Source organism: Labrys sp. (in: a-proteobacteria), assembly GCF_047605565.1.
GTDB classification, from domain to species: Bacteria; Pseudomonadota; Alphaproteobacteria; order Rhizobiales; family Labraceae; genus Labrys; species Labrys neptuniae.
The window spans coordinates 1-20,557 of record NZ_JASGFM010000062.1 but is presented as its reverse complement, the minus strand read 5'-3'; the positions used below and the strand labels follow the sequence as shown (position 1 = coordinate 20,557).

The following is a 20,557-nucleotide window of genomic DNA, read 5'->3' as shown; positions in this document are numbered from 1 at the left end:
ATTTTTGAAACGGAAATTTGCTTCATGCGGATGACACTTCCGGTCCATCCAAGGATCGTGCTTCTTCCGGCCGTGCTCTTCCTGGCTGTGCCGGGGATGGCCTTGGCGCAGGATGGCGCAGCGCCCCAGAAGGTGGCGGCAAGCGCTGCGATCCCCGCGGCGGCGACCGTTCCCTTCGTCGCGCACCGGGCCGTCTACGACCTCAATCTCGACCGCCGCAAGGACCAGTCGAGCGTCGACAGCATGCGCGGGCGCATCGTGTATGATTTTTCGGGCAATGCCTGCAGCGGCTATGCGCTCAATTTCCGGCAGGTCACCGAAATCGGCCTGAGCGGCGGCGGCGTCAACACCTCGGATCTGCGCTCCACCACGTTCGAGGATGAGAAGGGGCGCAATTTCCGCTTCAATTCCCAGAATTTCACCAACCAGAAGCTGGATGGCAGCGTCGACGGCCAGGCCAATCGGGCCGAGAGCGGCACGGTCGGCGTCGCGCTGAAGAAGCCCAAATCCACCAAATTCGATCTGTCCGACCGGGTTCTCTTCCCCACGGGCCAGATGAAGGCGATCGTCTTGGCGGCGCGGGCCGGCGAGCATGTGTTCGAGAGCCAGGTCTATGATGGATCGGATGGCGGCCAGAAGATCTACAACACCCTCGCGGTGATCGGTGCCAAGATCGGCCCCGACAAGCCGCGCGAAGGCGTCGAGGCCAAGGCCAAGCAACTCGATGGCGTCGATCGCTGGCCCGTGACGATTTCCTATTTCGACCCGACCAAGAAAGCCGTCGGCGAGGAGACCCCCGTCTATACCATGTCCTTCGAGCTCTATGCCGATGGCATTTCAGGCAGCCTGACCCTGGATTATGGCGATTTCCGCCTGAAGGGAACGATGGTGTCGCTCGATTTCCTGCCGCAGACGGAATGCAAGTGAGTGGCATGATGCGGTGGGCTGGCCTTCGGGACGGCGCCGGCCGCGCCAAGCTCGTGCCTTCGCCCGATGGCGCTGTAGAGACCGGCCACGCGTCATGAGAAATGCCATTCGTCAATGGTCGCATACGCAGAATTGGCGCGCGCTCGGCCAGCGGCTGCGGGCACCGGCGCGCCTGCCGGCACGGCCGCTGTTCGGACGGGTGGCGACGCCCGCCGCCATCGCCTTTGGCGGCGTGCTTGTCATCGCCTTGATGGTGCTCGCCGATCCGGCTTCCCTGCACATCCTGCCCGAATGGCCACATCTTGTGGTGCGGCTGGCGCGTTTCGTCACTTATCTCGGTGATTCCGGCCTTTATCTCATTCCGCTCGGCGTGGCACTTGTCCTGCTCGGCGTGGTCGATCCGGAGTTGCCGCCACGGCTCGATGCCGCCCTGCGCCAGCTCTGGCTGCAGCTTGCCTTTGCCTTCGTCGCCATCGCGGGAACAGGGCTTGCCGTCAATGTCATCAAGCGCGCGATCGGCCGTGTCAGGCCGCTGCATGTCGAGGCGGGCGCAAGCTGGAGTTTCGAGCCCTTTTCCTGGCGCGCCGCCAATGCCAGCTTCCCCTCCGGCCATGCCACCACGGCCTGGACGGTGGCTGCGGTGATCATCCTGCTCTGCGGGGCGCGCTGGCGTCCCTGGCTGTTCGTGCTGGGCGGGCTGGTCTGCCTCAGCCGGGTGATCCTCGGTGCCCATTATCCCGCCGATGTGGTCGCCGGCGCCCTGTTCGGCTGGTTCGCCACCTTCTGGTTCGCCGACTTTCTGGGTCGTCGGGGGCTTGTTTTCCGGCAAAACCGCGATGGTGCTCTTGCGTTGCGGGGGCAAGACGCGGCAAAGACGCTGATCGAGGCGTGGCGAGCGCGCCGCTGAGGTTCGACTCTTCATGTCATCACAAGACAATGCGCCTGAGATCAGCGTCATCGTTCCGGTCCGCAACGAAGCCGGCAATGTCGAGCCGCTGATCCGGGAAATCGCCGCGGCCCTGGCCGGGCGCAGTTTCGAGATCGTCTATGTCGACGATGGCTCGAGCGATGCGACGCCGACGGAGCTGGAGAGGCTGAAGGGCGAACTGCCCTACCTGCGCAGTCTGCGCCACGAGGCATCCTGCGGCCAGTCCTGCGCCGTGCGCACGGGTATTCGCCATGCGCGCGGCCGCCTGATGGTCACCATCGATGGCGACGGCCAGAACAACCCGGCCTATATCCCCGCCCTCGTCGACGCCCTGATCGCCGGCGGCGCCGCGACCGGCATGGTTGCGGGGCAACGGCTCGGGCGCAAGGACACCGGCTTCAAGCGCTGGCAGTCGCGTACCGCCAACAAGGTTCGCGCTTCTGTCCTCAAGGACGGCACGCGCGACACCGGCTGTGGCCTCAAGGCCATCCGCCGCGACGTCTATCTGGCCCTGCCTTATTTCGATGCGCTGCATCGCTTCATGCCGGCCCTGGTCAAGCGCGAGGGCTTCGAGGTCGGCCATGTCGATGTGGTCGACCGGCCCCGGCTGACCGGCGTTTCCAACTACGGTTTCTTCGACAGGCTGTGGGTCGGCATTCTCGATCTCGTCGGCGTATGGTGGCTCATCCGCCGGCGCAAGCGCGTGCCTGATGTCAGCGGAGGGGGACAGAATGCTGATTGAGTTGTCGAATGCCCTCGGCGGCTATCTCCACAATGTCTTCTACACCAATTTCGACTTCTGGCTGATCCTCGGCCTGTTCGCCCAGGCGCTGTTCACCGCCCGCTTCGTCATCCAGTGGTGGGTGAGCGAGCGGGCTGGCAAGAGCGTCATTCCCTTCAGTTTCTGGATCCTGTCGATCGGCGGCGGCGGCCTCCTGTTCCTCTACGCCCTGGTCCGGGCCGACCTCGTCTATATCATCGGCCAGGGCTCGGGCCTGGCGATCTATATCCGCAACGTCTCGCTGGTGCTCAAGGAGAAGCGCGAGGCGAAGGAAGCCGCGGAGGGGCAGGGCGCCTCAAGCTAGCGCCATAACTACATCAGCGCCGACGGCCTTCGCGACCGGTCATTGTGATGACGAAACTTCCGGCCGAAGAAAGCAAGATGCCGGCCCTTTCGCTCCGCATGGCGGTCAAGGATCCGGACGGTTCGCAACCAGGGGATACTGCGCGATGAAGCCTGCCAACTGGAGACTGCTCTTCCTGGGGTTTGTTTGCGCGGCCTGGCCGATGCCCTCGGCGGGACTGGCGGCCGATCTTCCCATGAACCGTGCCGAAGCGATGGCCTATGTGACCGGTGTGGACAACGCACCGAGCATGACCGTTCAGGCTCAGGCGCGAGAAGACGCAGTGCCCGATTTTGCTGTGATCCGCCTAATGATCCGCACCGAAGCACAGGATTCCGATCAAGCGACCGATGACAATGCGCGCGCGACCAAGGCGGTGTTTGATCAGGCGGCATCTGCAGGAATTGCGAGTTCCGACATCAAGACCGAGGATCTCACCCTCAGGCCCGTCTTCGAGGAAGAGAAGGCAGGGGCGGGCAACGTGGTTCACGGCAAGCAGAAGGGCTATCGCACCGACCATGTTCTCAAGATTGCGGTTCGCGATCCGGCCAGGGCAGGTGCCCTCGCCAGTGCGCTTATCCGCGCAGGTGCCAACAATGTCTTGGGTGTGACGTTCGGCGTCGAAAAACGTGAAGAGATTACGGATCGGCTTCGCGCAAGAGCACTGGAGGCGGCCCAGCGACAGGCGAAGATCTACGCGGATGCTGCCGGCGTCCGCCTCGGTCGTGTTCTGAGAGTCATGCCGCAGACGGAGATCCTTCCCTTGGCTCTTCGTGCGGACTACCGTGTCTTTGGAAAGGACGATGCCTCTGCAGTTCCCCTTAAACCAGGCATTCAGACCATCGAAGTAAATGTCGGTATGACCTGGGAGTTGCTACCGAAATAGCAAGAGGGCGGCAGGGGCGCCCGATGCTACCCCCGCGCAGCCCTGAAGCGGGCCAGGCCCGCGTCGAGATCGCCGATCAGGTCGGCGACGTCCTCCAGGCCGACATGGATGCGCACGCAGGGGCCGCCCGGCTCCCAGTTCGTGGCACTGCGATAGGTCTTGCAGTCGAAGGGGAGGGCGAGACTCTCATAGCCGCCCCAGGAATAGCCGAGCCCGAAGAATTTCAGATCGTCCAGGAAGGCGCCGATCGCCTCCATCGGCGCCGGCTGCAGCACGATGGAGAACAGGCCGGACGAGCCCTTGAAATCGCGCTTCCAGATGGCGTGGCCCGGATCGCCCTCCAGCGCGGGATGCAGCACACGCTGGACCTCGGGGCGCTTGGCCAGCCATTTCGCTACCCGCAGCGCGCTGTCCTGATGCTGGCGCAGGCGCACGCCCATGGTGCGCAGCCCCCGCATCGCCAGATAGATGTCGTCGGGCGCGACGCATTGACCTGAATCGCCGTGGAAGCTCTTCAGCGCCGGCCAGGCCTTGCGTGAGGCCGAGACCACGCCGAACATCGCATCGGAATGGCCGACGATATATTTGGTTCCGGCCTGGATCGAAAGATCGACGCCATGGCCGAATGCGTCGAAGAACAAGGGGGTGGCCCAGGTATTGTCGAGCAGCACGGTGGCGCCGTGCCGGTGTGCGACCTCGGCGATCGCAGGCACGTCCTGCATCTCGAAGCTCTGCGAGCCGGGGGCTTCCAGATAGACTGCCTTGGTATTCGGACGAATGAGCGTTTCGATGCCGGCGCCGATCAGCGGATCGTAATAGGTCGTCTCGATGCCGAAGCGGCCGAGCACCTTGTCGCAGAACTGGCGGGTGGGCTGATAGGTGGAATCGACCATCAGCAAATGGTCGCCGGCCGAAAGGCAGGAGAGAAGGGCGGTCGAGACAGCTGATAGCCCCGAGGGACACAACACCACACCGGCGCTGCCGTCGAGCGTCTTCAGCGCTTCTTCAAGGGCGTCACTGGTCGGATTGCCGCGGCGGCCATAGCTGTAGCGCGGCGTGTGGTTGATGAGATCCTTCGTCGTCGGAGCGAGAACGGTGGAGCCATGGTAGACGGGCGGGTTGACGAAGCCGTGATATTCGGATGGTTCACGCCCGCCGATGACCAGACGCGTATTTTCACCGAAGGTCGCGATCTCGTCCTTGCTGATCTTCTTCATGATAGATTCGATTGGGTCCTGAAACGGTTACATTCGTCCCCGACCGCCCCTGCGTCAATCTCGAAGGCCGCGACATCTTCCACAGGCCAGTTTTGTGAATATTCGCCCGCTTTTCGCGAATTCCGCTTGACGTGGGCGGCCAAAGCGCTTGCAATCAGCGGCAAGGCACGGGTCGTAACCGGCGAGAACAAGCTGGGCGCTTTTGCCGCGGGACAGATCGATACGGGGGACCTTGCAATGACCGCTTCAGCACGCACGGCCGGCAGGTCGCTCCTCATCTCCGGCGAGGCATGTCCGGATCGTTGAGCTCGTCATCATACCTCCTCGACGGAACGCCCGTTCCTCCCGGCCATTGACCGGGAACGCTCGAAACATCCATTCGCGAACGCAGGAAGAGGTGGCGGCAGTTCAAAAAAATCACGACGTTCAACAGTCTGGCGATGGTTTCAGGCCTCGCCCTGTCGTCGATAACAAAGATGTGGTTCAAAATGCGTTCCGTCTAAGCGTGTTTTGTCCTAAAGCGTTGAGGGATTTGGCGGATACGCCGAAGATCGCCACGACGCGTCGAAACAAGAAACCAGAGTCAGAGGGCGCTCGCGACAGAACGCGCTTTGAGCTTTGGAAACGTCAAACATGCCCGGTGGGGCGGCCCGGTTCTGACGCCGCGGCCAGCCGTCCAAGGGCCTTCTCGTTACACTGACAACGAAGCGAACAGGGGCCTCCATCCATGAGAAAGACACTTCTTACCGCGGTAGCCGGTGCGGCGCTGGCGTTGAGTGGGGTCGGCGCACACGCCGATACGCTCGATACCATCAAGCAGCGCGGCCAGGTGATCTGCGGCGTCAACACCGGACTGCCGGGCTTCGCCGCGCCCAATGAGAAGGGCGAATGGACCGGCCTCGACGTCGACTATTGCCGCGCGATCGCCGCAGCCGTGCTGGGCGACGCGACCAAGGCCAAATTCGTGCCGGTCTCCACCAAGGACCGCTTCACCGCGCTGCAGTCCGGCGAGATCGACGTGCTCAACCGCAACTCGACCTGGACGCTCGGCCGCGACACCGCCGGCATGCTCTTCGCCGGCGTGAATTTCTATGACGGCCAAGGCTTCCTGGTGAAGAAGTCACTCGGCGTCAAATCGGCGACCGAACTCTCGGGAGCCTCGATCTGCGCCCAGCAGGGTTCGACCGGCCAGCTCACGATCTCCGACTACATGCGGACCCACAATCTGCCCTACAACATCGTCAGCTTCGATACGCCGGAAGAAGCGGCAAGGGCCTATGAGGGCGGGCGCTGCGACGTCAACACCGACGACGCCTCCGGCCTCTATGCGGTGCGCGTCAAGATGGCCAATCCCGACGACCATGTCGTGCTTCCCGAAATCATCTCGAAGGAACCCCTGGCCGCGGCCGTGCGCCAGGGCGACGATAAATGGTACAATGTGGTCAAATGGGTGCACTACGCCATGCTTTCGGCTGAAGAGGCCGGCGTGACCCAGGCCAATGTCGACGAGATGGTCAAGTCCGACAAGCCGGACATCAAACGCCTGCTCGGCACCGAGGGTGACTTCGGCAAGCAGCTCGGCCTCGACAATCAGTGGGCCTACCGGATCGTCAAGCAGGTCGGCAATTACGGTGAAAGCTTCGACCGCAATCTCGGCCCCAAGACCGTGCTGAAGATCGATCGCGGCCTCAACAATCTGTGGACCAAGGGGGGCCTGCAATACGCCCCGCCGATCCGTTGAGAATTGCGGAATAAGTTCTGAGGGACCGTTGCGGAGCGGAATTCGGGTGGCGACTGACTGCGCTGCTCCGGCCCCGCTCCAAACCAGCCACTGACGAAGGGATTTCATTCATGAAGAAGCAATTTTCTCTGGCGATTGCAGGTGCGTTTGTCGCCCTGGGTGTCGCGGCCGCGAATGCCGGGACGCTCGATACTGTCAAGCAGCGCGGCCAGCTCGTCTGCGGTTCGAATGCGGGCCTTGCCGGCTTCGGCATCCCCAACGAGCAAGGCAAATGGGCGGGCTTCGACGTCGACTATTGCCGCGCTCTCGCGGCCGCCGTGTTGGGAGACGCCGAGAAGACCAAATATGTGCCGCTCTCGGCAAAGGACCGCTTCACGGCGCTGCAGTCCTCCGAAATCGACGTGCTGCCGCGCAACACGACCTGGACCCTGTCGCGCGAGACCGGCGGTTTTCTGTTCGCCGCCACCAATTACTATGACGGCCAGGCCTTCATGGTGAAGAAGTCGCTGGGCGTGGCGTCGGCCAAGGACCTCGACGGAGCCACGATCTGCGTGCAGCAGGGCACGACCCAGGAGCTGAATCTCTCCGACTATTTCCGGAGCCTCGGCAAGAAGTACCAGATCCTGACGGTTGCCACGATCGGTGAGGCGCAGAACGCCTATGAAGGCGGTCGTTGCGATGCCTTCACGTCGGATTCGTCTCAGCTCTACGGCGTGCGCCTCGCCCTCAAGAATCCGGACGAGCATGTCGTGCTGCCCGAAATCATCTCCAAGGAGCCGCTGGCGATCGCGGTGCGCCAGGGCGACGACCAGTGGTTCAACATCGCCAAATGGGTCTATTATGCGCTGGTCCAGGCCGAGGAATCCGGCGTGACCCAGGCCAATGTCGACGAGATGCTCAAGTCGGACAAGCCGGACATCAAGCGCCTGCTCGGCACCGAGGGTGATTTCGGCAAGCAGCTCGGCCTCGACAATCAGTGGGCCTATCGCGCGATCAAGCAGGTCGGCAATTACGGCGAGATCTTCGATCGCAATCTCGGCTCCCAATCCAAGCTGAAGATTGAGCGCGGCCTCAACGCCTTGTGGACCAACAAGGGCCTGCAATACGCCCCGCCGATCCGTTGAGATCGCCAAGACCAGCCCCGGAGGTTTGCCTCCGGGGCTGGCACGCAGACAGGGCGGCAGGGCACTTCGGCGGGGGCGCTGTCGAGCCGGGCCGAGATCGAAGGGGGACATTGATGAGGCAACAACTCTGCGCGGCGACCGTTGGCTTCTTCGCTGCCTTGAGTGTTTCCATGGCAGATGCGGCAACGCTCGATACCATCAAGCAGCGCGGCCAGTTGATCTGCGGCGCCCATCAGGGGCTAGCGGGCTTCAGCATCCCCAATGAACAGGGCAAATGGGCAGGCTTCGACGTCGATTACTGCCGGGCCCTCGCTGCGGCCGTGCTAGACGATGCCGACAAGACCAAATTCGTGCCTCTCTCCGCCAAGGATCGTTTCACCGCGCTGCAAGCCTCGGAGATCGATGTCCTGCCGCGCAACACCACCTGGACCTTGACGCGTGAGACCGGTGGCTTCCTATTCGCCGCCACCAATTACTATGATGGCCAGGGCTTCATGGTGAAGAAGTCGCTGGGCGTGAAATCGACGAAGGAACTGGATGGCGCGACCGTCTGCGTCCAGCAGGGCACCTCGCACGAGCTCAACCTCTCCGACTATTTCCGCAGCATCGGCAAGCCCTACCAGATCCTGACGCTGGCCACGATCGGCGAGGCGCAGAATGCCTATGAGTCTGGCCGCTGCGACACCTTCACCACCGATGCCTCCGGGCTTTATGGCGTGCGCCTGGCCCTCAAGAATCCGGAAGAGCATGTCGTGCTGCCCGAGATCATTTCGAAGGAACCGCTCGGCATCGCCGTGCGCCAGGGCGACGACCAGTGGTTCAACGTGGTCAAATGGGTCTATTTTGCCCTGGTCCAGGCCGAGGAAGCCGGCGTGACCCAGGCCAATGTCGACGACATGCTGAAGTCCGACAAGCCGGACATCAAGCGCCTGCTCGGTAGCGAGGGTGATTTCGGCAAGCAACTCGGCCTCGACAATCAATGGGCCTATCGCATCATCAAGCAGGTCGGCAATTATGGCGAGGTGTTCGACCGCAATCTCGGCTCGAAGTCACCGCTCAAGATCGAGCGCGGGCTCAATGCCCTATGGACCGACAAGGGCCTGCAATATTCACCGCCCATTCGTTGAGGGCGCACGGCCCCGGCAAGATGCATTCCGTATTTGCCGGGTGGTTTTTCAAAGCGTCGTGCGATGGGGGCGGGGGCAGTCAAAATCGCAGGGACGCTCCAGCCAATCCGTCGGATTGGCCTGGAAACAAGGTGTTGGGGCAGGAGGCTCAGCCGTGAGCGCATCTTGCTCCAGAGGAATCCGTAAAAAAGGGTGAGGACTATCTGCGTGTTGGGGAGAATGAGACAATGACGTTGGCAGTCGACCGGGGAGACGGCGGCGGGCGTACCCACTGGTTCAACAATCCGAAGTTACGGGCTGTTGTCTTCCAGATCGTGCTGCTGGCAATCGTCTTGCTCATCATCTTGACGGGCGCTTGGAATGCCGTCGAAAACCTGGCCAGGCAGGGCCGTTCGCTTGGCTTTGACTTCCTGGGACGCACGGCGAGCTTCGACATCGGCCAGACGCCGATCGAATATACCTCGCTGTCCACTAATGGCCGCGCGCTGCTGGTCGGCATCACCAACACACTGATCGTCGCCGCTCTCGGCATCATCCTTGCGACGATCCTGGGTTTCATCATCGGCGTGGCCCGCCTGTCCAACAACTGGATCGTGGCCAAGATCGCCATGGTCTATATCGAGGTCGTGCGCAACATCCCGCTGCTGCTGCAGTTGCTGTTCTGGTATGGCGCCGTGCTCAAGCCCCTGCCGGGCGTGCGCCAGTCGATCACCTTCGGCGAGAGCATCTTTCTCAACAATCGCGGCATCTTCTTTCCGGCGGCCATGCCGCAGGCGGGTGCCGGTCTGGTCGGTGGTGCCTTTCTGGTCGGTGTTCTCGGTGCCATCGGCTTCTCCATCTGGGGCAAACGCAAGCAGATGGAGACTGGCAAGCGGCCACCGGTGCTGCTGGTCAATCTGGCGCTGGTCATCGGCCTGCCGCTGCTGGCCTTCTTCGCTTCCGGCATGCCTTTCACCATGGATTACCCCAAGGTCGGCGGCTTCAACGTCACCGGCGGTTTCCGGCTGCAGCCCGAATTCGTGGCGCTGCTCCTGGGCCTGACCATCTACACCGCGGCCTTCATCGCCGAGACGGTGCGCTCAGGCATCCGCGGCGTGCCGCATGGCCAGACGGAAGCTTCCGGCGCCCTCGGCCTGCGCTCGAGCCACAATCTGCGCCTGGTGGTGATCCCGCAGGCGATGCGCATCATCGTGCCGCCGCTCGCCAGTCAGTATCTCAACCTGACCAAGAACTCGTCGCTGGCAGTGGCCATCGGCTATCCGGATCTGGTGCAGGTGTTTTCCGGCACGGTGCTCAACAACACCAACCAGGCGATCGAATGCATCGGCATCACCATGGCGGTCTATCTGATCATCAGCCTGTCGATTGCCGGCTTCATGAATTGGTTCAACAAGCGCGTTGCGCTGGTGGAGAGGTAGGGCCATGAGCGACGCAACTTCCGCCGCCGGCAGCCCGGCCTTCGTCTCGACCAAGACCTTCGAGCCGCAGCCGCCGCCGGCTGCGACCACCGGCGTGCTCGGCTGGCTGAAAAAGAACCTGTTCTCGTCCGTCACCAACTCCATCCTCACCGTTCTGGCGGTGCTGCTGGTGCTCTGGGTGCTGCCGGGCGTCCTGCGCTTCATGATCTTCGATGCCGTCTGGACCGGCACTGACCGCAATGCCTGCCTCGAGGCCAATGTCGGGCGGCATGTCGGTGCCTGCTGGCCGTTCGTCGAGACGCGTCTGCAATATTTCATCTATGGCCAATATCCGGTCGACGAGCGCTGGCGCGTCAACGTCACGGGCCTGCTGGCCGCCATCGGAGTCCTTTGGCTGCTCTGGCCGCGGATCGGGGCGAAGGGCTGGGGCGTTCTCTATTTCTTCGTCGTCTTCCCGCTGCTGGCCTTCTGGCTGCTGGTGGGGGGCTTCTTCGGGCTGGTGCATGTCCCCACCAATCTGTGGGGCGGCATTCTCGTGACGCTGGTGATCGCCGTGGTCGGCATCGTGGCGTCCCTGCCGCTCGGTGTGCTCCTCGCTCTCGGGCGGCGCTCGCGCATGCCCATCGCCCGCACCATCTCGGTCATGTATATCGAGTTCTGGCGCGGCGTGCCGCTGATCACCGTGCTGTTCATGGCCAACGTCATGCTGCCGCTGTTCCTGCCCGAGGGCTGGCGCCCGGATTCGCTGCTGCGCGTGCTCGTCGGCGTGGCGCTGTTCTGGTCGGCCTATATGGCGGAGGTGGTGCGCGGCGGCCTACAGGCCATTCCCAAGGGCCAGTATGAGGGGGCCCAGGCCCTGGGCCTGAACTACTCCTACATGCTGATCTTCATCATCCTGCCGCAGGCACTGCGCCTGGTGATTCCCAGCATCGTCAACACCTTCATCGCCCTGTTCAAGGACACCACGCTGGTGGCCATCGTGGGCATTTTCGACTTCCTGAAGACGATCGAGGCGTCCATTCCCGATCCGAACTGGGCGACGCCCGTGACCTACTATACGGGCTATGCATTCGCCGCTATCTTCTTCTGGATCTGCTGTTTCTCGATGTCGCGCTACTCGCAGGGCTTGGAGCGTCGTCTCGATACCGGTTACAAACGTTGAGGGGAAAAATGGCTAACGCCGCTCAAAACACTGCTGGAGAACTCAGCCCGATCGCCGTTCAGATCACCGATATGAACAAGTGGTATGGTGAGTTCAACGTTCTCAAGAACATCAACCTCACCGTGAAGCGGGGCGAGCGCATCGTGATCTGCGGGCCGTCGGGCTCGGGCAAATCGACGATGATCCGCTGCATCAATCGCCTCGAGGAACACCAGAAGGGCTCGATCGTCGTCGATGGCATCGAGCTCACCAACGACCTCAAGCGCATCGACGAGGTGCGGCGCGAAGTCGGCATGGTGTTCCAGCACTTCAACCTGTTCCCGCACCTGACCGTGCTGGAGAACTGCACGCTCGCCCCGATCTGGGTGCGCAAGATGTCGAAGGCCGATGCCACCGAAAAGGCGATGCACTTCCTCAAGCGCGTGAAGATTCCCGAGCAGGCCAACAAATATCCGGGCCAGCTTTCGGGCGGCCAGCAGCAGCGCGTGGCGATTGCCCGGGCCCTGTGCATGAATCCCAAGATCATGCTGTTCGACGAGCCGACTTCGGCTCTCGATCCGGAAATGGTGAAGGAAGTGCTCGATACCATGGTCGGCCTTGCCAATGACGGCATGACCATGCTGTGCGTCACCCATGAAATGGGCTTTGCCCGCCAAGTTGCGGACCGGGTGATCTTCATGGATGCCGGCCAGATCGTCGAGAGCAACGAGCCCAACGCCTTCTTCTCCAATCCCCAGCACGAGCGCACCAAGCTCTTCCTCAGCCAAATTCTGCACTGAGGATTACAGCGCGGCCGGCCTCGTCGGCCGCAGCCACTTCCGTGGCTGGCTTCCCCCGAAGCCAGCCATTCGCATTGTCAGGGCTTCCCTGCGTCCATCGGCAGGGATCACTTCAGTACGCAGGAATTTCATCATGGCGTTTGATCGCTCGAGCGAGCCCGACGGCACGCCGAGGCGCGGGCTCTATCCCGAAATCGAGGCTTATCGCTCCGGCATGCTCGATGTCGGCGACGGCCATTCCATCTATTGGGAATTGGCCGGCAATCCCGACGGCCTGCCGGTGGCCTTTCTGCATGGCGGCCCGGGCGCCGGCTGTTCGGCCAAGCATCGGCGCCTGTTCGATCCGCGCCACTGGAACATCCTGCTGTTCGACCAGCGCGGATGCGGCCGTTCCCGCCCGCATGCCAATCTCGACGCCAATACCACCTGGCATCTCGTCGCTGACATGGAGCGCCTGCGCAAGGAGGTGCTGAAGGTCGAGCGCTGGAGCCTGTTCGGTGGTTCCTGGGGCTCGACCCTGGCGCTCGCCTATGCGCAGACCCATCCCCAGACGGTGCAGGCACTCATGCTGCGGGGCATCTTCACGCTGCGCCGCATGGAACTCGACTGGTATTATCGGGAGGGCGCTTCCTATTTCTTCCCGGACAAATGGGAAGCCTTCCGCAAGGACCTGCCGCAGGATGCCTGGGTCGATCCGATCCTGACCTATCACCGGCGCCTGACGGGCGACGATGCTGCGGTTCGCCTGGCAGCGGCCCGGGCCTGGAGCGTGTGGGAAGGCGAGACCTCGACCCTGATGCCGGAAGGCCCCGCCACCGGCCATGCCCAGGAACAGTTCGCCCTGGCCTTCGCCCGCATCGAGAACCATTATTTCGTGCATGGCGGCTGGATGGAGGAGGGGCAGTTGCTGCGCGACGCGGGCAAGCTCGCCGATATTCCCGGCACCATCGTACAGGGGCGCTATGACGTGGTCTGTCCGCCGGTCACGGCCTGGGAACTGGCCAAGCGCTGGCCCAAGGCGGAATTGCAGATGGTGGAGGATTCCGGCCATTCCTTCTCCGAGCCGGGCACGCTGCATCGTCTGGTCGAGGCCACAGACAAATATGCACGCCTGCTGGGAACAGACGGAGCTTAATACAACAACTGCATTTGTGGTTCGGCGATTTCGGGATGTCAGCCTCACAACTCCATCAGGTGAAGGAGCGGGGCTGGCATTTGGCCTGCCGGCAAGCGGTTTGTTTCAAGATGCCAGCCGGAGGCCGACACGCCAAATCTTACTCAAATGGAAGCCGTGACTACAGTTTGGAGCCCATTGGCATCGCTCAGCCCGGCGACTTCTCGATCCAGGCCGCGGCACTGGCGACGATGCCATGGAGGTCGCTGTTGGCCGGGGTCCAGCCCAGCACATCGGTTGCCCTGTCGATATTCGCATAGAGGGCGGCCGGGTCGCCGCTGCGACGGGGGCGGGGCTCGATCGGTACCGGGCGTCCGGTGACGGCTTCGATCGCCTTCAGCAGTTCTTGTACAGTGACGCCACGGCCACTGCCGAGATTGAGCGTGAGGCTGCCGCGTCCTGCCTGCAGGTGATCGAGGGCCCGCAGATGTGCATCGGCAATATCGGCGACATGGACATAGTCGCGCATGGCGGTGCCGTCGGCAGTGCCGTAGTCCGTGCCGAATAGCTTGAAGGCGGGGCCGAGGCCCAGGGCAGCTCGGATGGCCTTGGGTATGGCGAGGCTGCTCGTCGCATGCCGCTCGCCGATCTCGCCGTCGGGGTCGGCGCCGGCCGCGTTGAAATAGCGTAGCACCACGCTCGGCAGGCCATAGGCCGCATCATAGTGCCGGAGCGCCTGCTCGCCGATGAGTTTGGTGGTGCCATAGGGGCTGACGGGCGCCGTGGCAGAGGTTTCGGTCACCGGAAGAGCCGGAGCGTCACCATAGACGGCGCAGGTCGAGGAGAAGACGATCGGGCAATTGCCGTTGTGCCGGGCTGCCTCGGTCACGGCGAGCGTGCCTGCAACATTGGCCTCATAGCAGGGCGAGGGATCGGTGACCGACGACCCCACGTCGGCATAGGCGGCAAGATGCATGACCGCCTCGGGTCGATGGCGAGCGAAAACGCCGGCCAGCCAGTCCGCATCGGTGATGTCGCCCCGTTCGAGGGGCCCCCAGCGTACATGGGCTTCTCTGCCGTTCGAGAGGTCGTCGCAGGCGACGGGGCTGTACCCGGATGAGGCCAGGGTCTTGCAGACATGGCTGCCGATATAGCCGGCGCCCCCGGTGACCAAGATGATACTCACGATGGCTCTCGTGCTCCTGACGGGCGATTGCGACATGCCGGTGTAAGGGCCGCAACCGTCGATGAGAAGCAAAGAATGGGCGTGCCGCGTCAAATGGAGGCGGGCGAGAGCGCTTGTTCGGCCTTTCGCACTGCAACGCTGGCGTGTATTTCCTGCGGGTACGGGTGGGTGAACCAGCAGGCCATGGCCCGGAAATTGCTTCGAAAGGCTCGGCGCAATGGAATTGGAGAAATCACGATGACGGCGATCGGCGTCTCGGAAGCGAGCGAGCCCCCGTTTGTCGACCATCCGGAGCGAGCGGCCATCTATGCCGAATTGCATGCCCGGCCGACGGAGCCGATCGCAACTTCGGCCCGCATCCGCAGGATCGCCTTCATGCCAACGGGCGCCGGACCTTCGCTGGAGGAGGTGGCACGGCGCTTCGCCCTTTTCGCCGGCCAGTCCGTGCTGCCCTTCGATGACGCCCGTACACGCCATATCAAGGTGGAACGGGGAGGGCGCAAGGCCACCTTCGAACTCCACAACGAATTTGCGACCCTGACCTGGCAGTCCGATCTCACCGACCGCGAGCCCTGGCCGGAGGATATCGGCCTGGATTGCTTTGCGGGGCTGCAGCGGGTCAGCGCCACGCGTGTCGACCTGACAGAAACCCACACGATCGCGGAAGCGGCGCTGGTCGGCTTCAACCCGGTCAGCCTGTGCTATTCCGAGCTCTATGACGGCAGGGCCCAGGTCGCGACCGACTTCAATCGTGATCGCGACGGCTTCACCCGCTACGAACTCGCGGCCGGCCAGTGCAACGTCTTGCGCCGCGGCGTGCTCGTGCGCCGGCTCCTGGAGATCGAGACCTACAGCAATTTCGTCCTGCTCGGCCTGCCGGTGGCTCGGGCGCTCGGCTCGACGATCCGCCAGTTCGAGGGGGCTGTGAGTCAGGTGATGGGACGCGTCGGCCATGCCCACTCGACCGGGGAGAACCGGGAGGCACTGGAGAGCATCCACGCGCTGTCGGCCGAGGTCGGCCGCAGCATCGAGGAAACCAGCTTCCGTTTCGCGGCGAGCCAGGCCTATGCGGCCGTGCTCGACACCCGTCTGCGGCAACTCGTCGAGCGACCGATCGGCGAGTTCACCACCATCGACCGCTATCTGACCAATCGGACCACACCGGCGGTAGCCACCTGCCTGGCGACGGAAAAGCGCCTGCAGGCGGTAGCGATGAAGCTGGAACGTTCGGCGGAACTCTTGAACGCCCATATCAGCCTGAGCCTGGAAACCCAGAACCAGACGATTCTCGATACCATTTCGCGCACTTCGGAAAGCCAATATCGTCTGCAGGAGACGGTGGAGGGGCTCTCCATCATCGCGATCTCCTACTATGCCCTTGCCATCATCGGCTACATGATCGAGGGCGTCAGCCATATCTGGCATGTCGACAAGGCGATTGCCATGCTGTGCGCGGCGCCGGTGGTGCTGTTCCTGGTCTGGCGCGGCATAAAGAGCCTGCGCAAGCGCGCTGCCTGAAGGGCCTATTCGAACTACGCAGAAGGGTACCGAAGGGCTCACGGGCCCTTGGGTCCCTCTGCTGCCGGCCGATGAGGGGGCAATTCGGCAGTATCGGTCGTTTTCGAGGCGGTGTGTCGGCTCCCGTCAACCGTTGGGAATGCATTGGCCGGCGTGATTGGGACGCTGCGATGGCGGACACACGTCGATATTCTTGCGATGCTCCGATGTCTGGCCGACCGAAGCACTCGACACCATGCGTCGGGGATCGAAGGCATCGCGACTGGCGTCATTGATGGAGCGGTTGGGTACGCATCTGCGCCACTGATTGAAATGGAAGCCTGGAGCGCAAGCGGAGGCCGTTGCGGGAGCATTCGCCATGGCGGCCTCCTGAGCGGCAAGCCCGGTGGGCGCAAGCGCGACCAGGCACATCAACGCGGCGGGCAGCAGGATAGGGGCTCTGGCGATCATGGAGCGGGCTCGGGTCTGATGGAGATGTGTCGAGATGCACTGCGTGGACCATCGAGATGATCCATGCGCGGCTTAGCCTGTGCCGCGGCACATGGTTGTGCGTTTTCGCACAGGGCGCACATTGCCTCGCTCACTTCTTCCCGACCGAGGATCAGGACAGATGGGCTCGCGTCCTCCGCGAGAAAAAGGTCAATCGCGGTTGCATATGCAAAGGATGGATCGCCCAAAAAGGGGGGAGGCCCGGGGAGGACGCCTTGCTGAGGTTGTCATCCGGGCCTCCGGGTTCCCGGGGTGGGAACGCCCGTGAGTTAGACTGCTGAAACTTAGATGAGAATTAGACGTCAGGCGCAGTTGGGCCATACATAGGTATTGGCGTTGCATACCTTGATATAAACGAAATTCCCGATCTTGGTATATGGTGAAAAACATTTGGAATACAGTCGAGGTCCAAGGATATGATCCGATGGGGCAATGGCCAGTTTAGCTGCATCGCATCCCTGCCATGCTCTTCGATCTATTGATCGATTGTTGCTTACCGCGCTCCGACCTCGGTGACATCATAGCATCCGGAGATCCTGGCCCGGAATGCCTTGTCGCGTCGGGCTTTTCTTTGGCTATATGTATCATGCTCCCATACGCTTCGATCCGGCGTTCCTATGGAAGCAGAGGTGACGATGCGTTTCGCTTGGAACTGCCTAATCCGAACGTACAATTCATAGCAGCAAGGAGAATCAGCTAGAGGGACGCTCGAATGCTGGTTGAGTACAGCCTGCTGAGTTTCGTTTGAGCCTTGGGGGGCTTGTAAGTGGATAGTTACGTTCCGGCGACCAATACCGTTTCATTCGGAGCAGCGGTCTTTCGCTTTTCATGGATATATGTTCTTGCGGCGATCGCCGTCGTGGTCATTGCCTTCTTGCTGGAGGCCTTCTTGCATATCGACATGAGCAAGAATTCCTTCTTGGGGGTGCTACCCTTGATGACGGCGGGCTCAGGAACCGGAAAATACTATGCCACCCGCACCGGCACGAAACCCAGGGGCGGCAAAGCGTGGCTGATAGCGCTTGTCGGGCTCGTCATATCGCTGGCTTTCAATCTGGCAGTGGTCCTCGGCTTCGTTGCCTTGACCGACAGTTGGCAGGAGCTGGGCAGTCTCGGCTCTTTCCGCCTGCGCGGCGAAGAGCAATGGTTGGTACCCTTGGTGCTCGGTGGGTTGTTCCTGCTCTTTGTGGCCCTGACGCGCCTGTTCCTGTGGATGGGAGCCAATCCCGTCGTGAAGAAGATGCGCAAGGACGCCACCAACGCGTTCTGAAGCAAAACGCAGGAAGCTCCTCCAGCCCGAAGGCCGGAGGGGCAGGTCGTCCTCTTCAGCAGGAGCGGCGAAGGAGTGCTGTCGTCGCGGAGGAACAGCGGGTGTGAATGCCGGACTTGCGTGATCGACATAGCTGCGTCGCAAACATCGGACTATGTTACGCAAGGGCATAGGAGACCTGATGTTCAAACTGTTTTACGACATGTCGATGCTTGCTTTTGAATCGCAGCAGGCCATCTGGCTGCGTACGCTTCGGCTGGCACAGGGTGGCAGCCGTGCCGAGCGCGAGGCCAAGCTGATGATCAGCGAGAAAGTCGCTGCCGCACAGAACGCCGCTGGCAAGCTGATGACGGGCGCGGCGCCTGGTGCCGTGGTTCGAGACTATCGACGCAAGGTTAGGTCCAATGTGAAGCGGCTATCCAAGCCGTAACGGCCGGCGATGGCAGCAGGGCGCAGAGATGGGGTACAAGCGGTCTCTTCATCAAAAAACTGGCTGCGATGAATGGCGGAGGCATAGCGGGCCGAGCTCTATCACGCTCCCGTCACACCATTTGGTCTAATCATCGCGCGTTGTCGGCCGTCCCAATACCGGCCCGATACGTCGCATCCGATCTTGGCCCGGCAGGTAGCGTATCGCCGGGCTTTTTCTTTGGTGGGGAACGCTGGGATCAGGGCAGCGTGTCCGTCCAGCTTTTGCGTCCCAGCTTTCGCGTCACGCGCGTATCACGTGATATGAAATTTATCACCGTTGCCTCGCGATTCAGCGAGACAGCAACCACCTTGGCCCGGCGTTCCGACAGCGCCGGGTTTTTCTTTTTGGCAGCCCCATCGATCGCTCGAATGGCGCGCGACCGGAAGGCACCTCGACTTTCAGGCGCGCCCTCGATGGCCGGAAACTTTCTTCAGGAATTGCATGGGCGATTTCAGCCGGGTCATCGGGGAATAGACGATGTCCTGGAAGGTCTTGGGATTGGGCATTTCCAGGGCTGAGACCAGCTTGGCCTTGAGGGCATCCCGTCTCGGGGAGAGGCCGGGCGGTCTGGGCTTCAGCCGGAGCTGACGCAGCATGAAATTGGCCTGATAGATCCTGGCTCGCTGCTCCAACGGGCGCATGCAGAAGGAAATGCTCAGGCTGACCGAGATGTTGCTGCCGTTCTTGACCCAGTGGGGCGCCACCGGCGGATGGTGCACGGCTTCGCCAGGCGTCAGCTTGAAGATCTGGCCGTGGCTCTGCAGTTCGGGCTTGTAGCGCGGGGTGTTGTAGCTGCTGGCATAGAAGCGTTCGAGCTCGATTTCCGGCAGGACTTCGCGATCCCCGGGATCGAACAGGCAGACATCCTTCTCGCCCTGAATCTGGAACAGGAAGTTTGATTCGTGGTCGATATGGAAGGGGGTGGAAATCCCCGGCGAAGTCAGAATCACGGTCAGGGTTGCCCAGGTCACCTCCTGGCGGAACGGACGATCGGCATAGATCCCGATTTCGTCGATGAGCTTGGCCAGAACCCGGGCGTAGTCGCCATTGTAGTCCTGCGTACGCGAAAGCCTGATCCAGGAACCGCCCTCGCCGAGGCGCTCGATCACCTCTGTCAGGCGATCATGCTGCGCAGCCTCGGTGAATTTGCTGCTGATCGATTCCTTTCTCAAATCGAGTGCGAGAAAGTCGGCGGCATTGCCACTCTCGATGATGCTGCGAGCAGTTTTGACGATCTCGGGGATCTCGAACAAGCCGCTCCGGCAAAGTGTGTGATGAACTTTGAAAGGTCGAATGTTGTAATTTTCTTTGAATGTTCGTTCGCTGGTCTCGAGTATGTGATCTATTTCAACGGAATTTGATGGCGGTCCTCTCTCTATTTTGCTTTCAAAGGCGATGTTCATGGTCAGTAACTCGCTCTTTCTGGAATGCCCCCAGTCCAGTAACACTGATGATATCATTTGGATGAAATTTTATAAGGAGTAGAGACGATACAAATATTAACTCTTTAGGAGAGTGAATGCCGACACCATGTCATCATCTGAGATGATTAGTTTCGAAGATTGTCTCGTTGAGGGAAATTCGTTTCCGATATGAAGGATAATTGGGAATTCAGGTCGTGATAACATCCGAATTCCGGCCAATATACATTACGATGCGGCACCCTGTAGTTATTGCCGACGAAAGCAATATTCATCGAGAATGGACCAGCCAGAACTATGGATGCCGTAAGCGCCCGCCGCGGGTCCGGCTCTTTCTCAAGCAAGCTTCCAGGACAGCGCGCCGACTTTTTATTGGGCAACGCCGACATCATCCGGGCTCGATGGCGGCATGATTTACCGGCATCTTCTGCCTCCAGGAGGCTTGTCCGAGCCACAGACCGGCGAGCATCATTGCGCAAATCTCTGCGCCTTGCGCATGACGGAAAGGAAAGTGGAGGGGCCTTACGCGGAGCGGTTCGGTTTGAAACGAAAGAAGGCGCCTCGAAGGGCGCCTTGCTTTTCGTCAGCGATATCAGGAGTTTCGATGGTGGGCGCACTAGGGCTCGAACCTAGGACCCGCTGATTAAGAGTCAG

The 20,557-nt window shown here is 61.7% G+C and carries 19 protein-coding genes; 15 read left to right on the top strand and 4 right to left on the bottom strand.

Translation table 11 applies throughout. The annotated features are described in order from the left end of the window. The first annotated feature begins 24 nt into the window (after nucleotides 1–24). From QM672_RS30895 to QM672_RS30875, 5 genes are all read left to right on the top strand, one after another. Entirely contained in the window at nucleotides 25–927 is a 903-nt protein-coding gene (locus tag QM672_RS30895) for a cell envelope integrity EipB family protein (protein WP_311940416.1), read from the top strand. 94 nt (nucleotides 928–1,021) lie between these two features. Then, nucleotides 1,022–1,834: a phosphatase PAP2 family protein gene (locus tag QM672_RS30890; RefSeq protein ID WP_415087184.1), complete on the top strand. Its 813-nt coding sequence runs from the start codon at nucleotides 1,022–1,024 to the stop codon at nucleotides 1,832–1,834. Between the two features lie 13 nt (nucleotides 1,835–1,847). After that, nucleotides 1,848–2,597, top strand: a complete 750-nt coding sequence (locus tag QM672_RS30885) for a glycosyltransferase family 2 protein (protein ID WP_415087182.1) — start codon at nucleotides 1,848–1,850, stop codon at nucleotides 2,595–2,597. Beyond that, nucleotides 2,587–2,940 carry a lipid-A-disaccharide synthase N-terminal domain-containing protein gene (locus tag QM672_RS30880; protein ID WP_149254899.1) on the top strand — a complete coding sequence of 118 codons (354 nt, stop codon included), beginning with the start codon at nucleotides 2,587–2,589 and terminating at the stop codon, nucleotides 2,938–2,940. The genes QM672_RS30885 and QM672_RS30880 overlap by 11 nt, the downstream gene beginning before the upstream one ends. A gap of 145 nt (nucleotides 2,941–3,085) precedes the next feature. Continuing rightward, nucleotides 3,086–3,865, top strand: coding sequence for an SIMPL domain-containing protein (locus tag QM672_RS30875; protein WP_415087180.1), 780 nt, complete (start codon nucleotides 3,086–3,088; stop codon nucleotides 3,863–3,865). Nucleotides 3,866–3,891: 26 nt separating this feature from the next. On the opposite strand, the gene metC is transcribed toward QM672_RS30875, so the two are convergent. Continuing rightward, nucleotides 3,892–5,082: a cystathionine beta-lyase gene (gene metC, locus QM672_RS30870; protein ID WP_311940408.1), complete on the bottom strand. Its 1,191-nt coding sequence runs from the start codon at nucleotides 5,080–5,082 to the stop codon at nucleotides 3,892–3,894. 727 nt (nucleotides 5,083–5,809) lie between these two features. Here metC and QM672_RS30865 point away from each other — a divergent pair. From QM672_RS30865 to pip, 7 genes are all read left to right on the top strand, one after another. After that, nucleotides 5,810–6,823: an amino acid ABC transporter substrate-binding protein gene (locus tag QM672_RS30865; RefSeq protein WP_311940406.1), complete on the top strand. Its 1,014-nt coding sequence runs from the start codon at nucleotides 5,810–5,812 to the stop codon at nucleotides 6,821–6,823. Nucleotides 6,824–6,933: 110 nt separating this feature from the next. Beyond that, on the top strand, nucleotides 6,934–7,947 hold the full coding sequence (locus tag QM672_RS30860) for an amino acid ABC transporter substrate-binding protein (RefSeq protein ID WP_311940404.1): 1,014 nt from the start codon (nucleotides 6,934–6,936) through the stop codon (nucleotides 7,945–7,947). Nucleotides 7,948–8,060: 113 nt separating this feature from the next. Continuing rightward, a complete protein-coding gene (locus tag QM672_RS30855) occupies nucleotides 8,061–9,074 on the top strand; it encodes an amino acid ABC transporter substrate-binding protein (protein WP_415087177.1) in 1,014 nt (337 codons plus the stop codon). A gap of 227 nt (nucleotides 9,075–9,301) precedes the next feature. Continuing rightward, on the top strand, nucleotides 9,302–10,492 hold the full coding sequence (locus tag QM672_RS30850) for an amino acid ABC transporter permease (RefSeq protein WP_394309367.1): 1,191 nt from the start codon (nucleotides 9,302–9,304) through the stop codon (nucleotides 10,490–10,492). A gap of 4 nt (nucleotides 10,493–10,496) precedes the next feature. Then, on the top strand, nucleotides 10,497–11,654 hold the full coding sequence (locus tag QM672_RS30845; protein WP_415087175.1) for an amino acid ABC transporter permease: 1,158 nt from the start codon (nucleotides 10,497–10,499) through the stop codon (nucleotides 11,652–11,654). Between the two features lie 8 nt (nucleotides 11,655–11,662). After that, on the top strand, nucleotides 11,663–12,433 hold the full coding sequence (locus QM672_RS30840; RefSeq protein WP_068295475.1) for an amino acid ABC transporter ATP-binding protein: 771 nt from the start codon (nucleotides 11,663–11,665) through the stop codon (nucleotides 12,431–12,433). A 133-nt stretch (nucleotides 12,434–12,566) separates the two neighbouring features. Continuing rightward, nucleotides 12,567–13,568: a prolyl aminopeptidase gene (gene pip, locus QM672_RS30835; protein WP_311940394.1), complete on the top strand. Its 1,002-nt coding sequence runs from the start codon at nucleotides 12,567–12,569 to the stop codon at nucleotides 13,566–13,568. Between the two features lie 187 nt (nucleotides 13,569–13,755). Here pip and galE read toward each other — a convergent pair whose 3' ends face one another. Continuing rightward, nucleotides 13,756–14,733, bottom strand: coding sequence for a UDP-glucose 4-epimerase GalE (gene galE, locus QM672_RS30830; RefSeq protein ID WP_311940392.1), 978 nt, complete (start codon nucleotides 14,731–14,733; stop codon nucleotides 13,756–13,758). A gap of 237 nt (nucleotides 14,734–14,970) precedes the next feature. Between galE and QM672_RS30825 the strand changes: the two genes are divergently transcribed. After that, nucleotides 14,971–16,251 (top strand): DUF3422 family protein, encoded by a 1,281-nt coding sequence (locus QM672_RS30825; protein ID WP_415087172.1) that lies wholly within the window; start codon nucleotides 14,971–14,973, stop codon nucleotides 16,249–16,251. A gap of 126 nt (nucleotides 16,252–16,377) precedes the next feature. On the opposite strand, the gene QM672_RS30820 is transcribed toward QM672_RS30825, so the two are convergent. Beyond that, nucleotides 16,378–16,701, bottom strand: a complete 324-nt coding sequence (locus tag QM672_RS30820; RefSeq protein ID WP_394309359.1) for a hypothetical protein — start codon at nucleotides 16,699–16,701, stop codon at nucleotides 16,378–16,380. Between the two features lie 805 nt (nucleotides 16,702–17,506). Between QM672_RS30820 and QM672_RS30815 the strand changes: the two genes are divergently transcribed. Beyond that, nucleotides 17,507–18,010 (top strand): ABZJ_00895 family protein, encoded by a 504-nt coding sequence (locus QM672_RS30815; RefSeq protein WP_311940388.1) that lies wholly within the window; start codon nucleotides 17,507–17,509, stop codon nucleotides 18,008–18,010. A 181-nt stretch (nucleotides 18,011–18,191) separates the two neighbouring features. Continuing rightward, nucleotides 18,192–18,440 (top strand): hypothetical protein, encoded by a 249-nt coding sequence (locus tag QM672_RS30810; protein ID WP_068298675.1) that lies wholly within the window; start codon nucleotides 18,192–18,194, stop codon nucleotides 18,438–18,440. A 440-nt stretch (nucleotides 18,441–18,880) separates the two neighbouring features. Here the strand turns inward: QM672_RS30810 and QM672_RS30805 are convergent, their stop codons facing one another. Further along, nucleotides 18,881–19,735: a cupin-like domain-containing protein gene (locus QM672_RS30805; protein WP_311940384.1), complete on the bottom strand. Its 855-nt coding sequence runs from the start codon at nucleotides 19,733–19,735 to the stop codon at nucleotides 18,881–18,883. Between the last annotated feature and the right edge of the window lie 822 nt (nucleotides 19,736–20,557).